The organism is Desulfolithobacter dissulfuricans (assembly GCF_025998535.1).
GTDB classification, from domain to species: Bacteria; Desulfobacterota; Desulfobulbia; order Desulfobulbales; family Desulfobulbaceae; genus Desulfolithobacter; species Desulfolithobacter dissulfuricans.
On record NZ_AP024233.1, the window covers coordinates 2,389,257 to 2,415,918 of the forward strand.

The following is a 26,662-nucleotide window of genomic DNA, read 5'->3' on the forward strand; positions in this document are numbered from 1 at the left end:
CGAACAGGCAAAACTTCTCTTTCCTTTATCCCTGGTCAAGGTTTCGCCTGTTCGGTTAAAAAACAGCCAAATCTTCAATCCCGCCTTCTGAGACGACCACTGTCCTTTTGCCTGCCCGAGGTCTGAGTATGAAATCAACGGATGAATTTGCCGCACAGAGTAGTGAACAAAGCCTGAAGGAACTGCAGACCGATGCAAAAAACGGTCTTAGTAGCCAGGAGGCGGCCCGGCGGCTCGCACGATACGGCTACAACGAAATCAGTGAAAAGGAAGAACCGCTCTGGCACCGTATTTTTCGCCGTTTCTGGGGTCCGATTCCCTGGATGATAGAAATTGCGGCTATACTGTCGGCCATGGTGCAGAAATGGGAAGATTTCGTCATCATTACCATTATGCTCCTGATCAATGGTCTGCTCGATTTTTTCCAGGAGCACCGTGCTCTCAATGCCCTCAAGGCACTGAAGGGGAAACTGGCCCAGAAAGTGACGGTCCTGCGCGACGGATCATTTATAACTATCGAGTCCCGGGAACTCGTGCCTGGCGACATCATCAAGCTCCGCATCGGAGATGTGATCCCGGCCGATGTTCAGCTCCTGGAGGGTGATTATCTTTCCATAGACCAGTCATCCCTGACCGGTGAATCTCTTCCGGTCGTGAAAAAAGCCGGTGAGATAGCTTACGCTAATACTATTATCAAGCAGGGAGAGATGACGGGAGTGGTGGTCAATACCGCAGCCAACACCCGCTTTCATTCCGTTGTAGCCCTGGTGGCCAGGGCAACGCTTGAGGAACGCAGCCATTTCCAGAAAATGGTTCTCCAGATCGGCAACTTTCTTATCATCCTCACCGTTGCCCTGGCCATACTGATTCTCATGGTGGCCCTGTTCAGGCATGAAAATTTTATTGAAATCGCACGGTTTGCCCTGGTTTTAACCGTGGCAGCCATTCCGGTTGCCCTACCGGCCGTCCTGTCTGTGACCATGGCTGTCGGCGCCCTGAACCTGGCCCGCAAACAGGCCATTGTCTCACGGCTCACCGCCATCGAGGAACTTGCCGGCGTCGATGTCTTCTGTTCGGACAAAACCGGCACTCTGACTAAAAATGAAATGCAGGTGGCCCAACCCGTGCTGCTGGGCAATCATGAACAGCGGGAACTCTTTCTCTACGCCCTGCTCGCCTCTCGCCGGGAGGACCACGACCCCATCGAATTACCCCTCTTCCACTACGCCGAACAGCACTTCCCGGATCTTAACCTGGAGGAGTACCAGCAGGTAGATTTTGTTCCCTTCGATCCGGTGCACAAGAGAACCGAAGCTACCATCAGTGGTAGAGATGGAACCTTTCGGGTCTTCAAGGGTGCTGCCCAGGTCCTATTAGAGATGGCCGACCTGCCGGACAGTGAAGCCATTGCCATCGCCAACTCAATCGAGCTCCTTGCATCCAAGGGATATCGAACCCTGGCCGTTGCCAGGCAGGATGATACCGACAGTCCGCTCGAGATTGTCGGACTTGTGCCGCTGATTGACCCGCCCCGGGACGATTCGCCCCAGGTTATCAACGACATGAAAGCTTACGGGGTCAGAGTAAAAATGGTCACCGGAGACAACATGGCCATCGCCCGCGAAATAGGGTCCATGCTCGGACTTACCGGTCGGACCATGCGGGCTGAACAGCTCAGTGGTAAATCCAACACCGAACTGATTGCCCTTGTCCAGGCCCTGACCACAGCCATCTACCACAAGTTGAAGCCGGAGATATCCACCAGGGAGGCAAGAAAGTTTGCCGATTCCGTGATGGAGGAATTGAAATCTCTCTATGACGTAAGCCTGCTCAACCGCGAATTCCTCCACACCCACGAATCGGCCATTATCGAGATGATCGAGGAAACCGACATCTTTGCTGAAGTGGTCCCCGAGGACAAGTACATGCTGGTGGACAGGCTGCAAAAGGGCGGTCACATCGTCGGCATGACCGGGGACGGGGTCAACGATGCTCCTGCCCTTAAAAAAGCGAACTGTGGCTTTGCGGTGTCCAACGCCACCGATGCAGCCCGCGCTGCCGCCGACATCATCCTGACCGCCCCCGGCCTGACCGTCATCAACCATGCCATTGAACAGGCGAGAATCACCTTCGAACGGATGAAAAGCTATTCCATATTCCGTATAGCTGAAACCATCCGCATTATCCTGTTCATGACACTATCCATCGTAGTATTCAACTTTTATCCGATCACGGCCCTGATGATTATTATCCTGGCCCTGCTCAACGATATCCCTATCCTGGCCATTGCCTACGACAGAACCAAAGTGCAGAAGCAGCCGGTCAAATGGAACATGTCCGAGCTCCTCACCGTGGCCTCGACCCTTGGAGTCTCCGGAGTACTGTCATCGTTTCTCCTCTTTTTCATCCTGGTCGAACTGAAATTCAGTAACGAGATGATCCAGTCGCTGATGTTCGCCAAGCTGGTCATTGCCGGCCACGGAACTATTTACAACACACGGATCGATGACTGGTTCTGGAAAAAACCTTATCCGTCATGGCTGCTCTTCTGGGCCACCTTTTCAACCCGGATCCTGGGAACTATCATTGCGGTTTACGGTCTGTTCATCCCGGCCATCGGCTGGAAATACGCCATGTACCTGTGGGGATACGCCCTTGCCTGGTTTGTCTTTAACGACGGCATCAAGATGCTCACCTACAGGATCTTGCGCAGCCGGGGTTTGTACGAATAGATTCAATTTCGGCACACCGCTTGCGGTGCAGGAGACAGGAGCCCCTGGAACGGAGGGGCGTGGCACCGTGGAACCGTGTCACGAGGAAAGCACAGGGTCGCCTGTTATTCAGGATGGCAGGTCCTGCTCCGCAAGATGAAAGGTTTCTGGAGAAAAGGACAGATCTCTTGCCGCTTCGCTGTAATCAAAGACCATGTCCCGGTTCATCCTCTCGGCCATGCCGATGGAAATTTGCCGGAAACGGGGCAGGAGGCGGACCACGCCGATAACTATACGAAAGACAGGGCCAGGAACAACCAGGTAACGCGGTCGCCGGCCCAGGGCGGCAAAGACCCGGCCGACCATTTCATCATATGCCAGGGTTTCACCACCTCCAATATTATAGGCCCGGTCAGCCACCTGTTGCTGATGCAGAGCCTGAACACAGGCCGCGGCAACGTCCGTGGCGTGGATGGGTTGACGTAGACCTTTTGCCGGCCCGAGAAGGGGAAAAAAACCGAACCGGCGGATAAAGCGGGCAATGGTCGAAATATTTTTATCGCGGCCCAGGCCGTAGATCAGGGTGGGTCGGAGAATAATCCAGGCGATACCCTGTTGTTCAGCCCATTCGACCAATTGTTTTTCGCCTGCGGCCAGGCTGGCGGCAATCTCCCGTTCGGCAGGGTCGCATGAATCTGTTTTTGTGAAAAGGCTGGTGGAACTCAGTGCGACGATACGGCGGGCTCCAGCCTGCTCCAGCAGGGGAAAATAATCCGGCAGGACCCGGATCGGGGCGAGGCAGATCCATTTTTCGACCTGCGGGAGCTGTGGCAGACTCTTCTGCGCCAGGCGCACCCACGAGATCCGGCGATCCGGCCCCGGATCATCCTGCACCGGACGCCTGGAAAAGGCAACAACATCGCCCCGACCGGCCGGCCACCGGGCCAGCAGACAGTCTCCGACCAGGCTTGTCGCCCCGAGAACCCCTGTTTTCCGCTCAGCCACAGATCTTTCCGGGCAACCGGAACAGCTGGCGACTCCCGTGATAAGCCGCCAGCAGAGCAAATCGTGTCCAGACGCCGGCCACAACCAGCCACATCAGTACACCGGGATACTGGTTCCGGAAGAATTTCCAGTAAAAGCGAATCATGCCCCTGTGCTTGTGAAACTCGACGAACACGGGACGTTCGCGGCTGCAGGTTCCTGCGTAATGGGTCACCCTGGCGTCGGGAACAAACATGACCCGCCAGCCCGAGGCCCGGAAGCGCATGCAGAGGTCCAGGTCCTCGCAGTGGAGAAAATACTTCTCGTCAAAGCTGCCCACCTCCTGCTGAGCCTCCCGGGAGACCAGCATACAGGCCCCGGATATGGCCTCAACCTCGATCGGGTGTTCAGGCAGGGGCTGTTTATGCAGATTAAAATCGGCAAAGAACCGGGAAAAAGGGCCTGAGAAAACATGAAGCCTGAAAACACGCACCAGGCTGCGCCACGGGGTGGGAATCAACCGCCGGCTGCCTGCCTGTTCCTGACCGTTCTCCCCGACAAGGAGGGGACCGACCATCCCCACGTCGGAGTGGCCGTTCAGACAGGCAAGCATTCGCTCAACCGCATCTTCATGGACCTCGCAGTCCGGGTTCAGGTAGAGCAGATGATACCCCCTGGCGAGTTTTGCACCGATATTACAGGCAGTGGCAAAACCAAGGTTGAAACTGTTGCGGCGTATCTGCAGGCGGGGCTCGTCGACATAGCTGGCTTTCAGGATATCGATACTGTTATCCATGGAAGCATTGTCGACAACAATAACCTCTGAGCTTGGAACGGTATCGAAGACGGACCGAACCGCCCCCTTGAGCCTTTCTCCGGAATTGTAATTGACAATAATCGCCGAAAGCGGCGGCTTGCCTTTTTCTAAAGGTGATGTTTTCATATACTGGCAACCCAGTCCTTTACCTTTAAAAACCGTGTGCTCCAGTCACATGTCTTGCGAAATGACTCCATGGGACTGTCTGAAGAGAATTTCTGCAGCATGATCTCAATACACTGCTGCAGATTGTCCTCCTCGAAGAATGCGACCCCTCCTTCACTGGCATGTTCCGGCATGGTCCCGAAACGGGTTGAAAGAACCGGCTTGCCCATTGCCCGGTATTCATAATATTTGATCGGGTCCACGCTCATGGTCAGTTCATTGCGCCTGAAGGGAATCAGGCAGATATCGAACCCGGCGATATGCTCCACAGCCTTTGCGTGGGGACACGCCGGGTAGAGGGTTATGTTTGCAGGCAGGTCCGGGACCTTTACGAAACATGGGCCAGCTATCCGAATGTCATAACAGGGATCGACTGCCGCAAGACGGAGGACCTGGTCCCAGTCGAACCAGGCGCCGACAGTGCCGACGTAGCCAAAAACCGGTGTTCCCTGCCTGCCCGAAACCCTCTGCCTGACCACGGGAAAACTGTGTTTGTCATAGCCATTGGGGAGATGAACCATATCCGGATTCAGGCCGTGCAGTTTTTCTCCGATCAGGGGTGAAGAATACCATACCCGGTCGACCATTCCGGCAATTTTCCGTTCCGTTGCCGCCATCCTTGTTCTCGAGAAACCACTGTCACTGTAGAAGGCAGGAAAATCGTCCATGGCATCATAGAAGGAGGCCCGATGGGGAATCCTGCGCAAAGCCCACGCCGCAAGCGCATGGGGCCGGCCGGTTCCCACGATCAGCTCTCCCCTGCTCCGCGAACCATACTCTTTTATCCGCCTGCGCACACCTTTCCAGCACAGGGCGTGGTTAAGCCATGAACCGCCAGGCACAGGTTCCACCGGCAGGGCCGCGGGTTTCAGGATATGGAGTCCCGACAGCGAAAAAGGCGGGGGCAGACGGTCCGGTGTCCCCGGGCGATGGAAATCTTTCCATGACGGCAGCCTGGTTGGATATGAATCGACCCAGAGGACACTGTCAACAATCCTGTTCTGCAGCAGGTAGCGGACAAGATAGTGCGGCCTCTGGGGATAGCTGTGCCAGGAAACAGGTGAAAAATAGAGCAGATGCATCCGGTTACCGGGGACAGCTCCCTAGTATGGAAACAATACGTTCAGCGGCCTTGCCGTCACCATAGGGTGAAACGCCGCGTGCCATCTTCTTGTACGCCTTTTCATCGTGGAGTAGCCGTTCCGCCTCCCTGAGGATGGATTCTTTCCGGGTTCCGACCAGCTTGACCACCCCGGCCTCCACGGCCTCGGGGCGCTCGGTTTCATCGCGGAGGACCAGAACGGGTTTGCCCAGTGCCGGAGCCTCCTCCTGAATCCCGCCCGAGTCCGAGATAATCATGTGGGCCATCTTCATCACCTGGACAAACGGTGCGTAGTCCAATGGCTCGACCAGTTGTATCCTGGGATGCTCTCCGAGAATTTCATGGGCGGGCTTTGTTACATTGGGATTTGGATGAACGGGATAGAGCAGCCAGATGTCGTCATTTCGCTCGACCAGGGTCCGGATGGCGGAAAAAGCCTCCTTCATCGGCTCGCCGAAATTCTCGCGCCGATGGGAGGTCATGACAACCAGGCGGCGAGAGGTATCCATGTCCACACCGGGATCCCGGTCTTTCTCCGCGGTCAGCAACAGGGCATCGATGACCGTGTTGCCGGTGACGTGGATATCTCCTGCCGGGATATTTTCCCGGAGCAGATTTTCTCTGGCACTACGGGTGGGGGCGAAATGGAGCACGGCGAGCCGACTGGCAACCACCCGGTTCATCTCTTCCGGGAAGGGATTGACCAGGTCACCGGTACGCAATCCCGCTTCCACATGGGCAAACGGAATTTTCCGGTAAAAACAGGCAAGGGCCACGGTCATGACGGTAGTGGTGTCTCCCTGGGCCAGGACAACATGGGGACTAGCCTTTCCGAAGGCATCATCAAGGGCCAGAAGCAGCCTGGAGGTCAGTTCAGTCAGTCCCTGGTCCTGCTGCATGATATCGAGGTCATAATCCGGAACGATATCAAAAAGCGACAGGACCTGGTCGAGCATCTGGCGATGCTGCGCCGTGGCCAGGACCCGGACCTCGGCCCACGGGCACTTGCGAAGGGCCAGGACCACGGGAGCCATCTTTATGGCTTCCGGTCGGGTACCGATCACACATAAAATACGCTTTTTCATGCGGCCACCAGTCGTGCGCACCGATTGCGGAAATCCTGCAATTTCGCCTCCAGGTCGTCTACTTTATTAATTCTTTCTCTCAGCAGGGATTTGCCCAACTCGTAGAGGGCGATATCTTCCCTGTTCTTCTCCTGCAACTCCTGGAACAGTTCCTCCCCGAGTTCCTGCCTGAGAAGTTCTCTTCTTTCCCCGGCGGATTGCCGTTTCTGACCGACATTCTGCGGGATATAGGAGAGATCTATCTCGGGAATATATTCCCTGAGAAACTCCTCCATCAGGACCATGGATTCATCAAACCGCTCGACCAGGCCAAGCAAGGGGACACTGCGCAGAAAGGCACAGGCACGCTCGAATTCCTCCGCAGTAAAAGGCTTTTTCTTGAACTTTCTCGGAGGGAGACACCTGCTTATGTAAAAATTCCGTATGGTATTGCCGACATCGGGATTCATCCGCCACTGTACATATTCTTTCAGATCATGTTGCGTGGCAAACAGGGCCCCCGGGGTGGTTGCCTCGGTCTGTCTGCGCTCGAAGTTATACACAGAGGTCACCCGCTCTATGGGATCCCTGAGCATGACAATCTGGGGAAGCAGAACCTTATCAAGAGAAGGGAGCGGCAAGGTCAGGTGGTGGGTGGACACTGACCTGATCCACGGGTTTTCGGACAGGTACGGTCCCAGGTACGCGGCCCCTTTCCTCATATTATCATCATCACGATGATCGACGAACCCCTCGCCGAAATTCCTGCGCAGGGCAAAGTCGATGGTTGTGCCTGCATTCTTGAACAGGTGATTGTGAATGATTACGATTCGCTCGGGCCTCGGTTCCTTTTTTTTTGAAAAAAAACCAAAGGAGTAAAACCAGTTCAGGTTAAACATCGAATACCAGCCAAACAAAAAATTCTATCACTGACGATACGTATGGGGCTTCCATTTTCCCCATTTTTTCTCGAAAACAGCCTTGTTTTTCTCAAACAGCAGTTTTCGCTCCTGCTCCTTGAGCTTGTTGAAAGAGGCCGAGAGATGATGATGGACAAACACATCTTCGGCAATGGCCACCTTGAAGCCGGCCTTCCTGGCCCGGATGCAGTAATCGTCGTCCTCGAAAAAACCCCGGCCGAAATCTTCGTCAAGATACCCTATGGCATCGATTACATCACGGCGTATGGCGGCACAGAAAAAGGCGACCGTATCCACGTAGAGACGCTGGCGTGCATGACGGCAGGTGTATTCCCGTGCTGCCCGGGCCATCTCTTCCATGTCATTGTAGGCTATTTCTATTCGCGCCTCATTTCCTATGTTATTGGTGACCGGCCCGACGAGACCAAGCGACGGGTCCTGCTGAAAATGACGGACCAGGTCCCGCATCCAGCCTTTTGTCAGGTAGGTGTCATTGTTGAGCAGGATAATATACTCGCCGGTCGCCTGCCGCATCCCGACGTTGTTACCGGCGGCAAAGCCGAGGTTCTCTTTGTTGAGGACCAGGTGGACATGGGGATTTTCTTTCCCGTAATCGGCCAGAAACTCAGGGGTTCCATCCGTAGAGGCGTTGTCGACGATGATCAGTTCCCAGTCCGGATAACGGGTCTGTTTTTCCAGGCTGTACAGGCAGGCGCGGGTGTACTCGAGGTTGTTGTACGTCAGGACGACAACACTCACTTTCGGGTACTGGTTGGCGATGGCCTTTTCCAGGGCCTCCACGCGGTTTGTCCACTGGTTTTCCAGGGCGAACTTTCTCCGGGCCTCAATGGCGTCCCGATCGTTCCCGGAATCCATTGCTTTTCTGATATTTGCTATAAAATCATCCAGATCCTTTGACAGGTACACGTGTTCCCGAACCAGCCTCAGTTCAGGCATATCGGTGGCCACCACCGGCTTGCCGGCGGCAAGATATTCGTAGAGCTTGACCGGGTTGGTGCACTGGATCAGCTCGATCAGCTTAAAGGGAATCATGCACACATCAAAGGCGTAGAGATAGCCTTTCAGGGAAGTATAGGGGACCTCGCCGATAAAATGGATATTTTCTATCTCCTCTGCTTCCCGGGTATCGCACATGAACGTGCTGCCGACCAGGACGAAATCAAACTCCGGACAGGCCCTGGCAGCCCGAATCACCAGTTCCATGTCGAACCATTCGGAAATAGCCCCGAAATAGCCGACAACAGGACGCTTAGAGCTATAGAGCAGGGCCGGTGGCGGCTCGGAGAACCATAACGAATCCGCGGCATTACGAATCAGGATGTTTTCCCGAATCCGGCTTATTTTTTCCGAGAGCGGCGCCGAAGTGGTGACGACCAGGTCAGCCTCCCGGAGCAGCTGTTTTTCCGCCTGGAGTATTTCCTCGGAGTTGTTTGAAAAACCTCCGTGATCATCCATACAGTCATAGACAACCACGGCATCAGGCAGGGCCATGGCCACGGGGCGCCAGAAAGGATGATCGACCAGGGCCACAACCTGGCCCAGACCCACACTCCACATCAGACGGTCCATGGCATCCAGGAGCCAACGCTTCTGGTGCTCATTGGGGACCTGTTCATAGATTACGGGATGGGGCCCGGGAATGGTCAGCTGACAGAGATAGATCCGTTCACCGACCTGCTCCAGCAAGGTTGCCCCCGGCTCACCGTCGCCAAAGGTTGTGGACAGGTAGAAAACCCGGTGGCCCATGTCGGCCAGCCCCCTGGCAAGGTGCTGGGGTCTCTGGACTCTGAAATGGTAGTCGATGACCGGAAAGACCACCACATCACGGCCATCACCGTCACAGGCCGCCTGAAAAGAGCTGTCATGCCTTCCGGCAGCAACAGGGGTGGTTCCTGGCCCTGGCCAGGGAGGCACCTGCAGGGTGAACGTGCCGGGAAGGATTCTCTGCTTGATCCGCCTGATATTTGCCTGAAGTCCTGGGGGCATGCGCTGGAGAACACCGGCGCCGGAACGGTACAGGCGGCGGGCCACCGGTTTGAGGACCGTATACCTTTCCCGGTCCAGCATGTCCTTGAGGCCTGACTGGTAAGAGAGGAGCGAGTTGTAGTGGTGCTGAAGCTCTTCTATTTCCCGGGAAAGGCTCTCCACCTGCTGCTCCTTTTGTTCGAGCTGCTGGCGCACTGTTTCCAGTTCCTGGCGAAGATCGTCCTTTTCAAGACCCAGGCGCGTTGCCTGCTTTTCTTTTTCAGCGAGCTGCCCGCGCACTCTCTCGAGTTCCTGATGAAGATCGTCCTTTTCAAGGGCCAGGCTCGTTGCCAGCGTCTCTTTTTCAGCGAGCTGCCCACGGGCTGCTTCCAGTTCCTGACAAAGATCCTCTCGTTGTTTGTGATGGACTTGAGATAACTCGCCCAGTTCGGTCTCCCGCTCGTGTATCGTCCTGTCAAGAATATCCACATAGGACAGCAGGGAATAATAGTTCTGAAATTCCTTATAAAGGGGTGCCCAGTCCAGTTTGCTCTCATCTTTCGGCGCGATGGAAAACTCCAGCAAGCGGGAATAGAGATCCATGGCCAGCCCGAAACATCCGCCCCTGTCCCTCCAGAGCTGGTTGTCTTTTTCAGAGGCCTGCGAGTGGCGAAGCGATCTGCTCAGAAATTCTTTCGAAAACCCGTCAAGTTCCTGGCGCAGGCCTGAAGAAAACCTGATCCCGAGATGGTCTGCAATACCGGTGAGGCATTGCTGTGGCGAATCCAACAGCCTGTCATAATCGACGATCACCAGGGAGTTCGTATCCCTGGACTGGAGAATGTCGAACCAGTGACCAAGACAGAGAAGGACGGATTTTTCCTCCATGAAGCTGTTCCTGGCTGCCAGGGAACGGGCGATACTGATCGGGTTTCTGAGGGCGAAAACCAGGCGGGGCTCGATGTCCAGTTCGCGAAGAACCGGAATCCAGAAAGGAAGCAGACGGGAAATCCGAGGGTCCTTTACGCCCCACAGGGGGGTATCAGCGAAATGTTCCTGAACGATGTTTTTGGCTTCGGTTCGCAGGGAGGCCAGGGCCTCATCCTGAAGAACCTCGGCTGGAACAGGCCGCACGCTGTCCCAACGATGGCCGATCTCTCGAAAGATCTTCCGATTGAGGGCCTGTATGGCCAGATCCTCCCAGAACCCTTTCGGGTTATCCTCGGCGGGACCAGCCAGGTCATTTCCCAACTCCACGCCAAGGGCCATCAGGCCACGGGTGAGCGCACTTGTGCCGGAGCGGTGCATACCGACCACGAGAACGGCCGTCCTGTCTGCAGAAAATGTTGATGACATATTATGACTGACTGTCCGAAGTTGCTGTAACGGCTGGTTTGAGAGACTGGAGGTACGTGTTCAACACGCTCTTGACGTCACCAATTCCCTGGACAACTCCTTTTTCGATCCAGACGATACGATCACACAGCTCCCTGAGCATTGCAGGCTGGTGCGAAACGATAATGACAGATTTTTGTGACCGGATGAGATTTTTAATTGATTTTGTAGATTTATCACGAAAAATTGAGTCACCGACCCCAAGCACTTCATCAAGCAAAATGACATCGGGATTGACATGAATCGCAACAGCAAACCCGAGCCTGGCTCGCATCCCGGTTGAATACTCCCTGACCGGATGATCAAAGAACTCACCGATATCAGCATACTCACGAATGGCATCCATGCGTTCCAGGACCTCTCTTTTCGACATGCCCAGCAACATGCCGCTCAGCACAGCGTTTTCCCGGCCGGTCAGATGCGGGACAAAACCTACCTGCAGGGTGAGGAGAGAGGCCGTCACCCCATAATTTTTTATCTCACCTTTGTCGGGCGCAATGATGCCGGCAAGCAGACGAAGCAGAGTGCTCTTGCCAACCCCGTTTCTCCCGATCACCCCCAGGGTCTCGCCATGGTAGAGATCAAAAGATACATCTTTCAGGGCCCAGTACTTCTGCCTGCGAAAAAAACCAAAACGGCGTTCATAGGCCACAGCGACATTCCGCAGGCGGAGAGCCAGCCTTTTTTCTGTTTCCTTGTGTGCAGCCATCAGACCATTTTCGCGTAGACACGGTCATATCGCCGCAGAAGCATCCAGTCCAGAGCCAGCAGCATCAGTGAGAGAGTACAGACAGTGGCGAGGAAGAACCAGTCCGGCCAGGAAGCGTCAAGCAATACCTGACGGTAGGACTGGATGATCCCGACCATGGGGTTCAAAGAGAGCCAGGCCTTGAGCTTTGCCGGGGCCGAACTGACGTCAAAAAACACTCCGGACAGAAAAAAGAGCAGAATCATGCCATTGTCGACGATTAATTTCAAGTCAGGAAAAAAAGGGATGATTGCGGCCAGAAAGCTGCCAAGGGCAAGCATCAGCAACATCTGAACGAAAATCAGGAGAGGAAGTGACAGCCAGGAAACATCCGGAGATTTACCAGTAAGCATAAGAAAACCGACCAGCAAGAGGAAAACTATCAAAAACTTGATGGTGCTGGTCAAGAGCACTGTTCCCGGAAAAATGACCTTGGGCACATAGACCTGACGTATCAGGCCGATATTTGAGGAAATGCAGCCCGCACACTGGGGTATGGAAGTGACAAACCATTTCCATGCCACCATTCCTGTGAGCAGAAAGGCAACATTATCCTTACCGCCCCGGTTGAACAGAACGACAAAAATCAGATAGAACACGGACATATAGAGAACCGGCTCGATAACCCACCAGAGAATGCCGATATAGCCCCGTCGGGCTTCGGAAATCAGGTCGGCGGTAGATTTCTGTTTGATCAGTAACAGGCTGTTTGCAAGCGCCTTCATGCCCATGTGCGTCGGTGTTTTTTCATGTAATGGATCTGTAAGGGATTTCGGACGGGGCCCGGCCCCTGCCGTCTCAGTCAAACTTTCAGAATATAGATGCCCCGACCAAGAATGCCAACCGAAAAGGGTTCCCTGGTATCCGGCAGCAGGATCATGAGAGGAATCTCCTAATTATTACACGATCCATGAGTGGCTGGTCACATGAATTTTACTTTGGAAGACCATCGCGATCACTTGGCAGACGTGCTGGAGCGGCAAACGTTACTATGCATGGGAGGACAGAGGGAAATGAAACAGAAAAAAAATGGCAGTTGCCTGAAAATCATTTCAGGGGCCCTGCCAGATGAAACAGGCGAGAAATTCTGAACACTACAGGTAGCCGGGAAGGCGAAATACGGAGCCAGCCTGTCCAGTTGTTAAAACCACACAGCGTATTGCAACTGAAATTTTGAGGCCACAGATAACAGGCCGTTGAAAAACTACTGCACTTGATGATGCTGCGTCAAAATTCGGCTCAGGTAAGCGACCGAAGGGAGACTCCGAATGCTCATGTACTCCGTGTACACTGCGCTTTTTCGCGTCATTTTTCCTTGTCTCATCTTCGCTCGCTACGTTTTTCAACGGCCTGGTAGACGGCTATCCGTTTTCCTGCGCCCAGACTAAAAGTAATTTTGCAATAAGGACACGATTGGTACCAATATTATTTTTTGATCGAGATAATATCGATAATCGAACCCTGGACATCATCGGCAGCATGTACCCAGACCGTCTTGTCCAGGCTTGTAGCCGTGAGAAGAATGGCCAGGAGTTTATCGGACAGGATGGGTTTCAGCACAAAATACTGCTGTTCCCCATTTGCGATATTACCACAGTCAGCGCCGCTCACATTTTTCAGCCAGGTGCTGTTCTGACTGACCTGAACTATTTCCATTGCCGAACAGGTCCAGGCAAAACTTTTCTGGGAAACGAGTGTAACAGCCGCAGCAACAACAAACAGAACAATCAAATGTTTTTTTATCATTTTTTCCTCCTGAAGAAAATCATAGTAGGATTATCGTGTACCATATTGAACCCCATAACACTATAAAATATTACCATCACCCCAGAGAGAGGTCATGTCATATTACCCTACGTATTTGCAAAAAGATCGACCATGGCATTTTTTTATTATTACTTGCAATCACTTTATTTTTTTCATCTGTTCGACATGTAACTTCTTAAGATCCGCAGCTCGCAGACCAGTCTCGGGGTCGATAGCCTCCGGATCGTTTTCATACTCGTTCAGCTTCTCCATCTGCTCCGCCTGTAACTTCAGGAGAATGGCCATGGGCAGACCTGTAAGGGGATCAATGGCATCAGGATCTTCTCCCTGCCTGCGTAATTCCTCCAACTGTCGGGCATGCAATTTTTCAAGCTCTGCCTCTGGAATACCTGTCTCCGGATCTACCGGCCCAGGACTGTAGCTTTGTTGCGAGGAGACAACTACTTGTCTGTTTTTCGTTGGACTGCCTGTTCGGGAAGACAACTTGCCGCCGAAATCATGTACAACGATCTCTTTTCGACTCTCGTCAAAATCGATGGAGAAATTTTTGTCCCTGACCACCCGGCGCAGGAAAGAATCAATAGTTACATCGGAATAGATACCGTAAACCGGAATGGAGCTCCAATCCTCCGGTATTACGATTTTGTATCCCTCTTTTTCTGCCAGGAACGTAATAACATCTCTTAACGGCTGGCCCGTACCTTCAACATGAACGAGAAAGCCACCATCCTGCACCCCTGCCCCAACCGGTAAAGGAGCAAGATATGAAAAGGAGACCAGTACCAGCGACACGAACAGCAACCTGAGACACATAATGGACCGTCACTTTTTACCTGAAGGTTATCTTCCCAAAAAGCAGTTATGACACCCGCTAATTCTTATGAAAGCGACTGCCCTGCCGTATACTTGCAATTCTAATGCCTGTATCTATATGTTACGTCACCCGGAAGACCTCTTCAAGGGTGGTTATGCCCTCCAGGACCTTGCGGAGTCCATCCTGGCGCAGGGTATGCATACCGGTGGCCCGGGAGGCAATGGCCTGATTGCGGATCTGACCCGCATCGGACGTGGTCAGGATGAGACTTTTAAGAGTGTCGTCCAACACCATCAGTTCAAAGATGCCCACCCGACCCTGGTACCCGGTGTTGAAGCATTCAGGGCACCCCCGGCCACGGTAGAGGACCTGGTCTTTGAAGTTATCCGACGTCAGTCCGGCCCGATCCAGGTATTCGGGTGACGGACGATAGGCTTCTTTGCAGTTGGGGCAGATTTTACGGACCAGTCGCTGGGCCAGGATGGCATTGACCGAGGAGGAAACCAGGAAAGGCTCCAGTCCCATGTCAATCAGCCGGGTCACGGCGCTGGCGGCATCGTTGGTGTGCAGGGTGGAAAAGACCAGGTGCCCTGTAAGGGCTGCCTGGATGGCGATTTCAGCGGTCTCCAGATCGCGGATTTCACCGACCAGGATAATATCCGGATCCTGACGGACAATTGTACGCAGGCCGTTGGCAAAGGTCAAATCAATCTTGGGATTGACCTGCATCTGGCTTATCCCGTTGATCTGGTACTCGATGGGATCTTCTACCGTGATGATGTTGACATCCGGCCTGTTCAGTATGCTCAGGGCCGAGTAGAGGGTGGTTGTCTTGCCGCTGCCGGTGGGCCCTGTCACAAGGAGGATGCCATGCGGCGCTTTGATAAGCTCCATGAAGGTGTCCAGATCCCGTCTCGACATTCCAAGTTGTTCGAGCGAAAGCAGGACATTGGACTTATCCAGCAGCCGCATGACCACCCGCTCACCAAAGGCGGTGGGCAAGGTGGAGACACGGAGGTCAATGTTTCTGTCTGCAATTCGAATTTCAATTCTGCCATCCTGTGGTAATCGACGTTCGGCAATATCCATCCGGGCCATGATTTTGATGCGCGAGATCAGCTTGGCCTGGACATGTTTGGGCGGAGAAAACATATCATAGAGGATCCCGTCCACCCGTTTGCGGATCTTGACCCGGTCCTTGAACGGCTCGATATGGATGTCACTGGCATTGTCGCGAACCGCCTGGGAGAGCATGAGGTTGACCAGTTTGATAACCGGGGCATCGCTGGTGTCATCGAGCAGGTCAGCGGTTTCCTCGATTTCAGACAGGATGGCCTCGGGGTCCTCGGCGTCCATGTCCTGCATCACCTGGTCGGCGCTGTCCCGGCCCAGGTCATAAGCCCTGTTGATGGCAACGAAGATCTCCTCCTGGGGCGCCAGAAAGGTGGGCACCCCTTCCCAGTCCAGAATCCGCTGGAGATCGTCGAGTTGCTGAAAATAGAGCGGCTCGCCGATGGCAATAAAGGATTCCTCCCTGGTTGCCACCGGGATCATCTTGTACTTTTTCAGGAACTGGATCGGGATCCGGTCGACAAAGAAATGATCAAGGTCCTGCGGAAGGGAATGTTTGATTTCCAGGCCACTTTGGTGGCTTCGGGCCAGTAACAGATCGTGTTCACTAATCTTTTTATGCTGCACAAGAATCTCGCCGATCCTGCCACCCTTTTCCTGCTGTTGCTGCAGGGCCTGGTCTATGGCCTCAGGAGGCACATGGAACTCCTGTGTGAGAATTTCGCCAAGGGATTTCATTGAGAGCGGATTTTGTGCATCTGCCTCTTGGTTTGAGAGTACATCACGAGCACAGCGCCCGTGAAGGTAAACGTACTCGTTCACGAATCTTTTATTCTTTTCCGTTCACGTGTACGTTCACGAGCACGTGGACGTTAAACGTGATACCCGGGTCAGCTGCCAGGCCCCTGGATGGCCGTCAACCTGAAAAACCTCGTGACACCCGCTCCTGCGGGAGTGACGCCAGACCTTTGCTGGAACGATCCTCTCGTGTGACACGGGATCGCGGAGCGGAGAAACGAGGGTGGAGCAGGGATAGCCCTGCCCCTCGGGATCCCACTACGTCAATGCATCCTGAACAACCACTTTTAAGTCAGGCAAATTTTTTGTCACAGCCGCCCAAATGGTTTCTAAGTCTATCCCGAGATAATCATGCACCAGTATATTGCGCAACCCGGCAATTTTGTACCATTCAATGGCTGTATGGCGGGATTTAAAGTCATCTGATAGTCGCTGAGTCGATTCGGCAAGCACCTGTAAATTACGGAGCACAGCATCCTGGACAATCGTCTCTTTCAGAAACAAATCAAGATCGAGCCCGGCAATATAACTATCTATTTTATCGATACTTTCCAGAATATGAATGAGATAAGCCTGTCATCCTTCATAACGGCCGGGCCTCTTTCTTTATTTTGTCACGCAGGTACCAATGCAGGCCCTTTTCGGTCACGATATCAACTTTTCTACCCAGAAGTTTCTCAAGCTTGACCAAGGCACCTCCAAGGTCGAGCAACGAACACCCAGCTTCTAACTTGACCAGAAGATCAATGTCGCTCTGTGGGCTTTCATTACCACGAGCGACGGATCCGAACACACGAATATCAACAATTCCATACTGCCGGGCAATTGCCAGGATTTCGTTTTTTTTCTGCTGCAGTTTATAATATTCGTTCACAGACTGCTCTCTCACCTTCTTGTGGTACTCATGTACCAGAGTGCTCCCACAGCGCTCTGGACACTCGGCGGCTTAAAAGCCCTCCTTGCCAGGTATATTTGGGCACCGCGGGAGCGGTGCCATGGTTTTTGGATTCGTTCACCGCGGAGCAGAGGAACGAGGCCTTCTGCCTGTTCCGTCTCTCTTCAGCTCCGTAGCTCAAAAGCTATGGAATCCCGCAAAGGGAGCACATTGTCCGGCCTGGCTGGACCAATTTCAGATCTCGTCTGCCTGTTCCGGCATGCTCTATTTCTGCTGCAGCCGTTCGAGATTCTTCCTGGCCATTTCCCGGAATGGGTCCAGGGTTGCGGCCTTTTCCTTCTGCCCGGTGGTGTCGTCATCCTTTGAGGGTGGCGGGCTGTTCAGCACCTTTTCATACAGGGCTCTGGCCTGGTCCTTTTTTCCTTCATGTTCCAGAATAACCCCCAGATTCAACAGGGCAGAGGCATTTTCGGGATCGCTCTTCAGGGCCTGCTCAAAATACTGTTTCGCGGCGTCAAATTCTTTTTTCTGCAGCTTGGCAAAACCGATGTCTGCCAGGGCTGCGGCATGGGCCGGGTTAGGCTTGTTGTAGAAAAAGCTGTCCGGGATATCGCTGGAGCCGGGCTGAACCGACTCCATGACATCCCGTTTCCTGTAATAAAGGTCGGCCAGTTCGGCCGGGTTTTCGACGATATGTGGGGTGATAAAGATAAACAGGTTGGTCTTTTCCTGCGACTCTATGCTGGTTTTGAACAACCAGCCAAGGAGCGGAATGTCTCCGAGCAGGGGCACCTTGTATTCACCACTGGAGGTGTCCTGGCCGATTATGCCGCCAATGACCACGGTCTCCTCGTTGTGGACCACCACGGTGGTATTGGCGCTCCTGGTGTAGGTGGTGGGACGGCCATCATTGAGATTTTTCAGCTTGATAACCTCGACCCCGATATCGAGCCGCACCAGGTCGGACTGGTTGATCTGGGGGGTGATGGAGAGCGAGGTGGCCACGTCCTTGTACTCGTAATTGGTATAATCTTCCTGGGCGGTGGTGGTGTTTTTACTGACGATATAGGGCACGTTTTCACCCACCTTGATCTCGGCCTTCTTGTTGTCCGTGGTCAGGATCTGGGGCGTGGCGATGATGTTGATGTCCGAATCGTCCTTGTAGGCCCGCACCACCGCGCTTAAGTTGGGGAAATACATGTTGCCGATCCGCACGCCCTGCTTCATGATCCCGAAGCTGAAGCCCGATGGGAGGACGGCAGGATCCGCACTGATCCCGTTGAGCGCATCGTAGGGGGCATCCTGGCTGCCGGAAAAGCCGGAGAGGATTGTCCCGGAACCACTGCTGAAAGAAGCCTCCCCGCTCCACTGGACCCCCAGCTCAAAAGATTTACTGACCTGGACCTCCATGATGAGGGCCTCCATGTAAACCATGCGCCGCGGGATATCGAGTTTCTTGATCACATCCTCAAGGACCAGGTATTCGTCCCGGGGGGCCTGGATGATGAGCGAATTGGTCTCGGCATCGGCCATGATCTTGACATCGCGGGAAATCGGCGGTGCCTTGCCGGTGGATTTTCCGGCGCTCTTCGTATCTGGCAGGTTGGTCAGCACCTTGACCAGCTCCTCGGCATTGGCGTGCTGCAGGTAGTAGACCTGAATCTTGCCCTCGCCCCGGGGCACCTTGGAATCCAGCTGAACCAGGAGATTGCGTATTTTCCGGACATTGACCTTGGAGGCCAGGACGATGAGGGAGTTGGTCCGCTCGTAGGGGATCACCTTGACGATCTCTCTCCGGCTGCCCTTTTTAACCGAACGGATAAAAAGCTGGTTCAGGGTCTTGGCCACCGTGGTGGCGCTGGCGTTCTGCAGCGGCATAATGACGAGGTCCTCGCCGATGGAGGGTACGTCGATGGCCCGGATGATATTCTGCAGCCGGTGGATGTTGGAGAGCACATCGGTGATGATCAGTACCCCGGACTCGGTATGGGAGATAACCACGCTGGTCTTGGAGACCAAGGGCGCCAGGATCTTTTTCACATCATCGGGGTTGGCATGGGCCAGGGGGATGATCTGGGTCACCACCTTGTCTTCGGGATAGGTGGCGTTGCCCTTGAGGATGGTGGCGATGCTCTTGGTCCGGGCCTGGGCCGAGGGAATGATCTTGATGATGGAACCACTGGGCACGGTGGTGTAGCCGTTGACTTCCAGGACCGATTCAAAGACCCGGTAGGCATCGGACTCGGAGATCCTGGTCGGCGAAATGATAGTCACCTTGCCCCGGACCCCACGGTCCACCACGAAATTCTTGCCGGTCAGCTCGCTGATATACTTGATAAAGAGATTGATATCGACATCGTTGAAATCAAGGGCGATGAACCGGCCACTTTTTTCCGGCTTTGCCGGCTCGGCGCCATGGGACGTGGTTGCCGTAATGGATCCCAGCAAAATGACGCAAAGAAGCAGGACAGTCGGCCATACCGACCCTGTGACAGGACGTTGAAAAACGGCTGCGCGCGCTCCATTTTTCAACAGCCTGGCAATGCGCCGTTCTCTGTAGTCAGCCGACCAATGATTCGTAAAAAAAGCCAATCCAATACTCCTGTGTAGTTCGCCAGGCCCCGCCCTGCCGCGGGAGCCGGGTACCGGTGGGCAATCGTGACACCTCAGCGGGCTTCAATGATGACCGGTGCCATCTCCGGCTCCTCCAGGTCGTCCCCATCCATCGCGTCCCGGGGACTTTCCTCGTCCGCTCGAAACACCGTATCTGGTATCGGTTGCTCCACATCCTGCCTCGCCACCTGCCGGGGACGAAACGACCTGCTGCCTGCTGTTCTCGGAGTGGAAATCCTGGGCCGGGCCACCGGCCGAGTTATTGAAATCGGTGGCATGGGCCGGCCGAACATATCGGTCCGGTCCACAACGTTTTTGCTCTCCCGGTCCTTGAGCAGCAGGACCTCCCTGCGTTTCCCCACCCGCAGGATCACCTTGCCCCGCTCGATGGATTCGATGATCGCGCCCTGGACAGCATCACCAACATGGTAAATATCCTGCCGTTTTTCCTTTTCGTCAACAATTATCGCCCGGGCGTCCCGCTCATTGCCGGAAACAGTGCCCAGCAGTTCCAGTTTCAAAGAGGTGGCCTCCAGGGGCTCTTCCCTGTCTTTCTCCTTCTGCGGCAACGGTTCGTTCACCACGGCCTGAAAAATATTGCGCTGGACGATGAGCTGATAATCCAGGGCCTGAACAGGCCCCGCATCAGCAGCTACAATGGTGCCGGGCTGCTTTTTCCTCTGGTCCAGGGCCGCTTCCGGCACCTGCATTCGCTGCTCCAGGCGGGAATAGAAAAACAGCACCGCGCCGTAGAGCAAAGTGGTAATGAGCAGCAACCTGATAGCCACGCGGAACATGATCAGCGCTGTCCCTCCAGGGTCTTTGGTGGAAACGGGCTTGCGGGAAAACGAATTCCCGGCTCGAGCAGGGTACCCTTGACACCGAAGGGAAGCTTGCCCTGCTGCAGACGCTCCCGTATCGAAGCGGTGGCGGCATCGTCGCGGATTCCGCCCAGCAGCTCCGGCAACGGCGTGATCATGCCGTGCAACTTTAAAGACGATGCCGTCAGCTGTGGCTGGAGCTGAACCGTTCCGGAAAAGATCGCCTTCAGCAACCGGGACCGCACCTGTCCGTCCTTGACCACAAGCTCCCTGCCCCGCTGCTCCAGAGTGAGCTCTATCTTCTGAAACGGGAAAACCTTGTGCCCGAGCACCGGCTCACGCATGGTGACCTTGCCATCTTCCAGAAAAAAATAAAAATGTCCCTGGAGTTGACCCAGCCCCTTTTCTGTTGGCCCTATCTGACACTTGTACCGACCCGACAGAAGGCCGCTGACCTGGCGGCCAAGGAGCTGCTGGAATTGCGCTAGCCCGGCGACCTGCAGCCTGGCAAGCTTGCCGATACAGGCCAGCCTGCCGCTGCGGCCCAGGATGACCTCGCCCGTCATGGTACCCCCGAGGAGCTCGAGCCGGTAGAAAAAGACCGGTCGCTGGCGTCGCAAGGAGGCGACATAATCTGGCCGAACCTGTGCCCTTTCAACCCTGAGCCACTCTATCTTATCGTTTTCCCAATCTTTTACCCTGATATCCTGAACAACAGCCCTGTCGGGTAATTGCAGACGCACTGAGCCCACCTCCCAGGAGAGAGCCGGATAGGCCTCCTGCAGACGGTACTCGAGCCAGGTACGGGCGCTCTCGGCAGGAAAGAGCCACCAGAGCAGCAGCACAAGGACAACCACCCCATAGAGAAGATATCCGGCCATGGCAAGAATCCGGCGAACAAACCGCATCCCGGTCATCCTCCTGTCCCGGCAGCTCGCTCGACTGTGACCACCTGCATGATCACGTCCAGCATGCCCTGCTCTTTTTTGTTTTCCTGGATGGTGATCCGCTTGATGGCGACGATATTTTCCGGCGCCTCCACCATTTTGAGCAGGTCCACCAGCTGCTGCAGGGTGATACCCTGCAGTTTCATCTCGACCATGTTCTGCCTGAAGGGCCCGTCACCCTGGATGGTGGAGGGTTTCATATAGACGATGCTTTCCTTGACTCCGGTCATGGCCGCCATTTTTTCCAGGAAGGAAAAGAGGCTGAAATCCGGGGACCGTTTTTCCAACCGGGCATGGAGGCTGTTGGCCCGGGCATGGAGCTGCCGGTAGCGCTTCTGCATATCCCGCATCTCCTGCACCGCTTTTTCCCGAACCGCGATGCCGCGCTCAAGCCGCCTCTGCTTCTCGGCCAGCGGAAAGACGACAAACTGCAGGAGGACAAAGAGCCCCACGGCCAGCGCCCCGATCATCAGGGCTGTTCTGTCCCGTCTGCCAAGGGCCATCACTCAGCCCTCCCAGGGGTATTTCCCGGCAGCCCCAGGTTCACCGCCACGGATGGAGCGGGCGGAAAGGTGGACCTGAGGGTAAGGCGGATATCGAATCGGACCATGCCGCTGTCCTTTTCGACGGTGGCCGCCAGGATTTCCACCTGGTCGTAGAGAGGTGAGCTGCCAAGACGGTTCTTTATGGCGTCCACGTTGTTGAAGGCGTTGGTCACCCCCTTGATCCGCACGGTTTCCTGGTCGATCACCATCCGGGAGACATGGAAGGTGATGGTCTCCGGAATGCGACCGGAAATGTCGGCCAGGATCCGCAGCACCCGTTTCTCGGCAGAAAAGGCGGGAACCGTGGCCGGACTCTGGACCTCACGCAGTTTTACCTGCATCTGCAGGTAGGGGTCGACGATGCGGGTGTCTTCGGGAAAGGTCTGGTGATAGATGGCCCGCATTTCCCGGTCCAGCCGCTCATAGGTTGCCTGTAGTCTCCGGTACTCCGTCAGGTACATGAAACCAGCGACACCGGCCAGAGCAACCGCGACCAGCCCGGCCGCTATCTTCTGCAGTCGCGAACCAAGCAGTTGTCGCCTGGGGGCGAACTCCTGGCGGCGGAAATTGAGGGGATATTTTTTTCCGGCCCCGGCAAACAGGGCCAGGACGTGATCGTGGCAGCCGGGCCGCCAGCTGTCCTCCACATCTGCGCTCAACTCTGCCCCCATCAGAGCGGCGAGTTCGCACCGCTGGGCCGGCAGGGCAAAACAGGACGCAACCGCCTCGACCACGCAGTCCACGGCCGCCAGGCGACCGCTCAGCAGGATACGCCCGGGAGTGCAGGTTGCCTGGTTTTCCGTCCCGTACCAGGCCAGGCTGCGTTCGACCCCGGTACACATTTGCTCAACACAGGCCCGGACCTCCTGTTCATCCTCGACCGCAACCTCTGCGCCCTCGATGGCCATCACAGTGCCGGAGAACAGTTTGTTGCCAGAGGGAATATGACGGAGAAAGACGACCTGTCCGCCACAGCAGAGGACCAGGGTAGTGGAGTAAAGGCCCAGGTCCAGGAGAAGAAAATCCTCATCCAGGCCGGCCTGGCAGAGCTGGTGGGCCAGGGCAAAGCCGTGCAGGGTTACGGTGTGCGGATCAAGACCCTGGCCCTGGAGCGCTTCGAGGTGGGTCTGCAGGAACTGCTTTTCCAGCGCTGCAACCAGGAGTTCAGAGCCTGAATCTCGCCGGCCGGTCTGCAGAAAATCGATGACCTGACTCTCCGGCGGAAGAAGCAGGTGTTCTTCAAGTTCCAGGGGCAGCACCTGGGCGATCCTGTCCTGCTCCTGAAAGGGAAGAAAGAGATTGCGTAAACTGCAGCTGCCAGGTGATACAGCACTGACCACCGCGCACCGGGACCGGGCTTTTTCAAGACCAACCTGGGTCAGCGCACCGGCCAGATCCTCTCCCTGCAGCGGGACGGCCGCCGCCTGGAGGATCCGTATCTTCCCACCCCGTTGCTCCATGACGGCAACATGCACCATGTCATCATGGACATCGAGGCCAAGTACGCGCTTTGCCATTATCGTCTGGGTGCCAGCAGTAACATGATAATCCGTTCCCAAAGGGCATGGTTTACAAACATACCCGTACTCGTGAACGTGCTCGTCAACGTCAACGTGAACGAACACCATCTGATTATTTTCATAGTGATGCAGGACCCCCGCCCTCCGGGCGACAATCCCGGGGCTACGCAGCGCAGATGGTTGCAACGGACGTGTACGTTCACGAGCACGTTTACGTTTTATGACAAAGCCGTTCAACTGTGACCCTGCCCTGAGGACAGGGTCTTCTGACACAGAATAAAAAAAATCACTCGACTTTCCAGTACACCAGGCTCAGCTTCTCCTGCCGCTGCAGGATACCGGTGCCCTGGCGCTCGATCTCCCCGGAACGGGCCCGGATCCCGATCCGGAACCAGGAACTGCGGATGGTGATCAGGTTTTCCGGCAGGATGATACCCTCCATGCCCGGAACACCGGTGTACCAGGCCGGGTCTGCCAGCAGCTCACGGTTGTCCGGGTCCTGGCGGAATTCGAGCAACTCGGCCACGGTCTCTTCGTCCAGCTCTGGATGCAGGGCCCTTAAGACCAGGTCGGGAGCCGTATTAATATTGATTGTACCCTCCTGGCCGGTAATGGTCAAATACTCAATAATCCCGGAATGTTCTTTATTACCGTACAAAATCTCCGCTGTCATGCCCCGGACCAGGAGCAATTCTTCCGGGTATCGGACCGGTCCGTTGCGGCAGCCATAGGGCGGAGAAAGGCTGGCGTAGTAGCTGTTTTCCGCTCCCTGGTCACGGGTTTCACTGTCCGGATCCACCCAGTCAGCCAGGGCGTCCACCAGAGCGGTGGCCTCATCCACGGAGTCGATACCAAATTTCCCTGAACTGAGGAAACGGACCCAGATCTGGCGTTGGGCCTCGCTCTGGGCCAGGCTGTTCACCTGCAGGCGGCCGGAGAGGTCCTTGATCTTAAGCTCAAACATGTCGGCGGAGAACAGGGTGGTCAGCTCATCCTGATCCAGACTGGCCCACCCATCGTGGAGAGAGTCAAAATCGTTTTGCCTGAGATCGGCGAGCAGCGCGGCCCTGGCGATATTGAGCCCGCCCAGCAGCATGGTGTCGAGCCGGGTGGTCTCCTGGAAATGGACCGCGCCCTGGAGCTGAAAAGTCACGCTCCGGTTGAACTGCAGGGTCACGGCCACCAGGAAGGTGATGGCAAACAGGGCCAGCAGCAGGGCCATGCCCGAACGGTCCCGCAACCGCATCATCCTTCCCCTCCGCCGACCTGTTTGAACTGCAGCAGCCCGGCCGGCAGCAGGATACGGGTAGAAAAGGTCAGAAAACGTTCCTTTTCCTTGTCAAGCCACAGCTCCAGAACACAGTTCACCGCTGCCGGCAGCCCGGATGTCAGGTTCTCTGCGCCTGTCTCTTCACCGCCATCCCAGGAGTCGTGGACCCCGCCATCCCGGTCCAGATATTCAAATGTAAGCGTCCGCACCCGATCGCAGAGCCGGAAGCCGGGATCCGTTGCCTGATCCGCGTTGTCCGGCTCTCCGGGACGAAACAGGGTGTCCCGGCGGTAGAGGATAAAGCCGGTCCCATCAGTATCCGGGGCCAGGGTGTAGGTTATCCGCCCCAGTCCCGGAAGCTCATGCGCCGGGTCAAAGACAATATGGGCCATGGAACCAAAACGCAGAAGCCGGGCCGCCTCCCCGTCCCCTTCCCCGGCCGTGCCGACAAAATCGATATCATCACCCGGGAAAGCCGAACCGAGATCCTCGCTGATTCGCTCAAGCGTTATCTGGGCCCGGTAATAGAGTTCACCTTCGGTGCGGGTTTTTTCAATGGCATCGAGGCTGCCGGAAAGGGAGAGGGAGACCATGGCAACCACCATGGCCAGGACAGCCATGGCCAGGAGAATCTCCAGCAGGGTCATGCCACCGCTGGCTGACAGTAGACGCAGGCATTGGCGCCGGGCAGTCATTGGATGGCCCCGGCTGGCGGTTCCTGGAGCAGCACCGCTTTGGCCTGGTACACAACCCTGGCCGGGTCGCCCCGGGTTATCAGGAGATCCACGGCCTGCAGCATGTTATCCGGGTCTTCGAATCCGAGATTTCCCGCCTCCAGCCGTTGCACGTCCACCTGCCAGCCGTAGTCGGCAAAAGGCTCGTCAAAGCGGCCGGACTCTGCCCCCAGGTTCTCAGCATCGGCCAGGGCAAGTTCGGTAAGTTTTTCCCGGGCCAGCCGCGAGGCCGTCAGCGTGACCCGGGAGACACCGGCCAGGGACACGCTCTGGGACTGGGATCCGATCAGGGTTACCAGGGCAATGGAGATGATGGCGACCGCCACCATGACCTCGAGCAGGGTAAAGCCCGGTGAGAGATGGGGGCGCAAGGTGTGCTGCCTGTGCTTCATTTCATAGCCGTGTTCCGCAATCCTTACCGTACCTGTGCATCGTCCAGGTCAAGATAGTCGCCAAATATCCGGGTGACCGACAAAAAGGGGGAGAGCAGAACTGTCATTTCGTTTCCATCCTGGTCCTGCAGGTGGATGAGAGTTTTGTCCACGTAACCTTTACGGCTGAACCAGATTGTCGTGCTCCCCACGCTGCGCCGGCCTCCGTGCACCGAGACAACGTCCCGGATCCGCACCTGGGCGGGAAGCTGGAGCAGGGCAGCCTGGTCCCCGGGGATATTTTTGCGTTCTTTGTCCGCAGACGCCCAGACGCGCCCTTCTCCCAGGTCCAGGTGGAGATAATAACCCCGGGAGGAACGGACCGCCTGCTGGCTGGTTTCCGCCACCAGGCCGATCAGTCTGCGGGCCGTAGATTTCAGGGGATCGGTCAACAGGGCAGTGTACAACCTGGGAACGGCAAAGACGGTCATGATAGCGATGAGCACCATCACCACCAGCAGCTCGAGGAGGGTAAAGCCGTTATCAGGCCGTTGAAAAACTATCACATTTTTCAACAGCCTGTTATGAGCGCGGACAGATGGAC

General features: G+C 55.5%; 23 protein-coding genes. 1 reads left to right on the forward strand and 22 read right to left on the reverse strand.

What is annotated here, in order from left to right; genetic code table 11:
• Positions 1-128: 128 nt before the first annotated feature.
• A complete protein-coding gene (locus GF1_RS10580; RefSeq protein WP_267926522.1) occupies positions 129-2,732 on the forward strand; it encodes a plasma-membrane proton-efflux P-type ATPase in 2,604 nt (867 codons plus the stop codon).
• 108 nt (positions 2,733-2,840) lie between these two features.
• Here the strand turns inward: GF1_RS10580 and GF1_RS10585 are convergent, their stop codons facing one another.
• From GF1_RS10585 to GF1_RS10690, 22 genes are all read right to left on the reverse strand, one after another.
• The gene (locus GF1_RS10585; protein WP_267926523.1) at positions 2,841-3,716 is read right to left on the reverse strand and encodes an NAD-dependent epimerase/dehydratase family protein; all 876 of its coding nucleotides are present in this window, start codon (positions 3,714-3,716) and stop codon (positions 2,841-2,843) included.
• On the reverse strand, positions 3,709-4,638 hold the full coding sequence (locus GF1_RS10590) for a glycosyltransferase family 2 protein (protein WP_267926524.1): 930 nt from the start codon (positions 4,636-4,638) through the stop codon (positions 3,709-3,711). Before GF1_RS10590 ends, GF1_RS10585 begins: the two co-directional genes overlap by 8 nt.
• Positions 4,635-5,759 (reverse strand): glycosyltransferase family protein, encoded by a 1,125-nt coding sequence (locus GF1_RS10595; protein WP_267926525.1) that lies wholly within the window; start codon positions 5,757-5,759, stop codon positions 4,635-4,637. Before GF1_RS10595 ends, GF1_RS10590 begins: the two co-directional genes overlap by 4 nt.
• Before the next feature lie 4 nt (positions 5,760-5,763).
• Positions 5,764-6,864 carry a non-hydrolyzing UDP-N-acetylglucosamine 2-epimerase gene (wecB, locus tag GF1_RS10600; protein ID WP_267926526.1) on the reverse strand — a complete coding sequence of 367 codons (1,101 nt, stop codon included), beginning with the start codon at positions 6,862-6,864 and terminating at the stop codon, positions 5,764-5,766.
• Positions 6,861-7,742 (reverse strand): sulfotransferase family 2 domain-containing protein, encoded by an 882-nt coding sequence (locus GF1_RS10605; RefSeq protein WP_267926527.1) that lies wholly within the window; start codon positions 7,740-7,742, stop codon positions 6,861-6,863. Before GF1_RS10605 ends, wecB begins: the two co-directional genes overlap by 4 nt.
• A 27-nt stretch (positions 7,743-7,769) precedes the next feature.
• Positions 7,770-11,105: a glycosyltransferase gene (locus tag GF1_RS10610; protein WP_267926528.1), complete on the reverse strand. Its 3,336-nt coding sequence runs from the start codon at positions 11,103-11,105 to the stop codon at positions 7,770-7,772.
• Between the two features lies 1 nt (position 11,106).
• Positions 11,107-11,853 (reverse strand): ABC transporter ATP-binding protein, encoded by a 747-nt coding sequence (locus GF1_RS10615; protein WP_267926529.1) that lies wholly within the window; start codon positions 11,851-11,853, stop codon positions 11,107-11,109.
• Positions 11,853-12,617, reverse strand: a complete 765-nt coding sequence (locus GF1_RS10620; protein WP_267926530.1) for an ABC transporter permease — start codon at positions 12,615-12,617, stop codon at positions 11,853-11,855. The genes GF1_RS10615 and GF1_RS10620 overlap by 1 nt, the downstream gene beginning before the upstream one ends.
• Positions 12,618-13,317: 700 nt before the next feature.
• Positions 13,318-13,638 (reverse strand): hypothetical protein, encoded by a 321-nt coding sequence (locus GF1_RS10625; RefSeq protein ID WP_267926531.1) that lies wholly within the window; start codon positions 13,636-13,638, stop codon positions 13,318-13,320.
• 159 nt (positions 13,639-13,797) lie between these two features.
• Positions 13,798-14,451: a hypothetical protein gene (locus GF1_RS10630; protein WP_267926532.1), complete on the reverse strand. Its 654-nt coding sequence runs from the start codon at positions 14,449-14,451 to the stop codon at positions 13,798-13,800.
• Positions 14,452-14,593: 142 nt separating this feature from the next.
• Entirely contained in the window at positions 14,594-16,282 is a 1,689-nt protein-coding gene (gene gspE / locus GF1_RS10635; protein ID WP_492226175.1) for a type II secretion system ATPase GspE, read from the reverse strand.
• A gap of 318 nt (positions 16,283-16,600) precedes the next feature.
• Complete coding sequence (locus GF1_RS10640; RefSeq protein WP_435051698.1) at positions 16,601-16,846, reverse strand: HepT-like ribonuclease domain-containing protein; 246 nt, start codon at positions 16,844-16,846, stop codon at positions 16,601-16,603.
• A 79-nt stretch (positions 16,847-16,925) separates the two neighbouring features.
• Entirely contained in the window at positions 16,926-17,216 is a 291-nt protein-coding gene (locus tag GF1_RS10645) for a nucleotidyltransferase family protein (protein ID WP_267926534.1), read from the reverse strand.
• 285 nt (positions 17,217-17,501) lie between these two features.
• Positions 17,502-19,685: a type II secretion system secretin GspD gene (gene gspD, locus GF1_RS10650; RefSeq protein WP_267926535.1), complete on the reverse strand. Its 2,184-nt coding sequence runs from the start codon at positions 19,683-19,685 to the stop codon at positions 17,502-17,504.
• 218 nt (positions 19,686-19,903) lie between these two features.
• A complete protein-coding gene (locus tag GF1_RS10655; RefSeq protein WP_267926536.1) occupies positions 19,904-20,647 on the reverse strand; it encodes a type II secretion system protein N in 744 nt (247 codons plus the stop codon).
• A 2-nt stretch (positions 20,648-20,649) separates the two neighbouring features.
• On the reverse strand, positions 20,650-21,579 hold the full coding sequence (gene gspN, locus GF1_RS10660) for a type II secretion system protein GspN (protein WP_267926537.1): 930 nt from the start codon (positions 21,577-21,579) through the stop codon (positions 20,650-20,652).
• A gap of 5 nt (positions 21,580-21,584) precedes the next feature.
• Positions 21,585-22,121 carry a type 4a pilus biogenesis protein PilO gene (locus GF1_RS10665; protein WP_267926538.1) on the reverse strand — a complete coding sequence of 179 codons (537 nt, stop codon included), beginning with the start codon at positions 22,119-22,121 and terminating at the stop codon, positions 21,585-21,587.
• Positions 22,121-23,680: a type II secretion system protein GspL gene (gspL, locus tag GF1_RS10670; RefSeq protein WP_267926539.1), complete on the reverse strand. Its 1,560-nt coding sequence runs from the start codon at positions 23,678-23,680 to the stop codon at positions 22,121-22,123. The genes GF1_RS10665 and gspL overlap by 1 nt, the downstream gene beginning before the upstream one ends.
• Positions 23,681-23,969: 289 nt before the next feature.
• Positions 23,970-24,932, reverse strand: a complete 963-nt coding sequence (gene gspK / locus GF1_RS10675; protein WP_267926540.1) for a type II secretion system minor pseudopilin GspK — start codon at positions 24,930-24,932, stop codon at positions 23,970-23,972.
• Positions 24,929-25,648, reverse strand: a complete 720-nt coding sequence (locus GF1_RS10680; RefSeq protein WP_267926541.1) for a PulJ/GspJ family protein — start codon at positions 25,646-25,648, stop codon at positions 24,929-24,931. The genes gspK and GF1_RS10680 overlap by 4 nt, the downstream gene beginning before the upstream one ends.
• Positions 25,645-26,079 carry a type IV pilus modification PilV family protein gene (locus GF1_RS10685; RefSeq protein WP_267926542.1) on the reverse strand — a complete coding sequence of 145 codons (435 nt, stop codon included), beginning with the start codon at positions 26,077-26,079 and terminating at the stop codon, positions 25,645-25,647. Before GF1_RS10685 ends, GF1_RS10680 begins: the two co-directional genes overlap by 4 nt.
• 23 nt (positions 26,080-26,102) lie before the next feature.
• Positions 26,103-26,624 (reverse strand): prepilin-type N-terminal cleavage/methylation domain-containing protein, encoded by a 522-nt coding sequence (locus GF1_RS10690; protein ID WP_267926543.1) that lies wholly within the window; start codon positions 26,622-26,624, stop codon positions 26,103-26,105.
• Between the last annotated feature and the right edge of the window lie 38 nt (positions 26,625-26,662).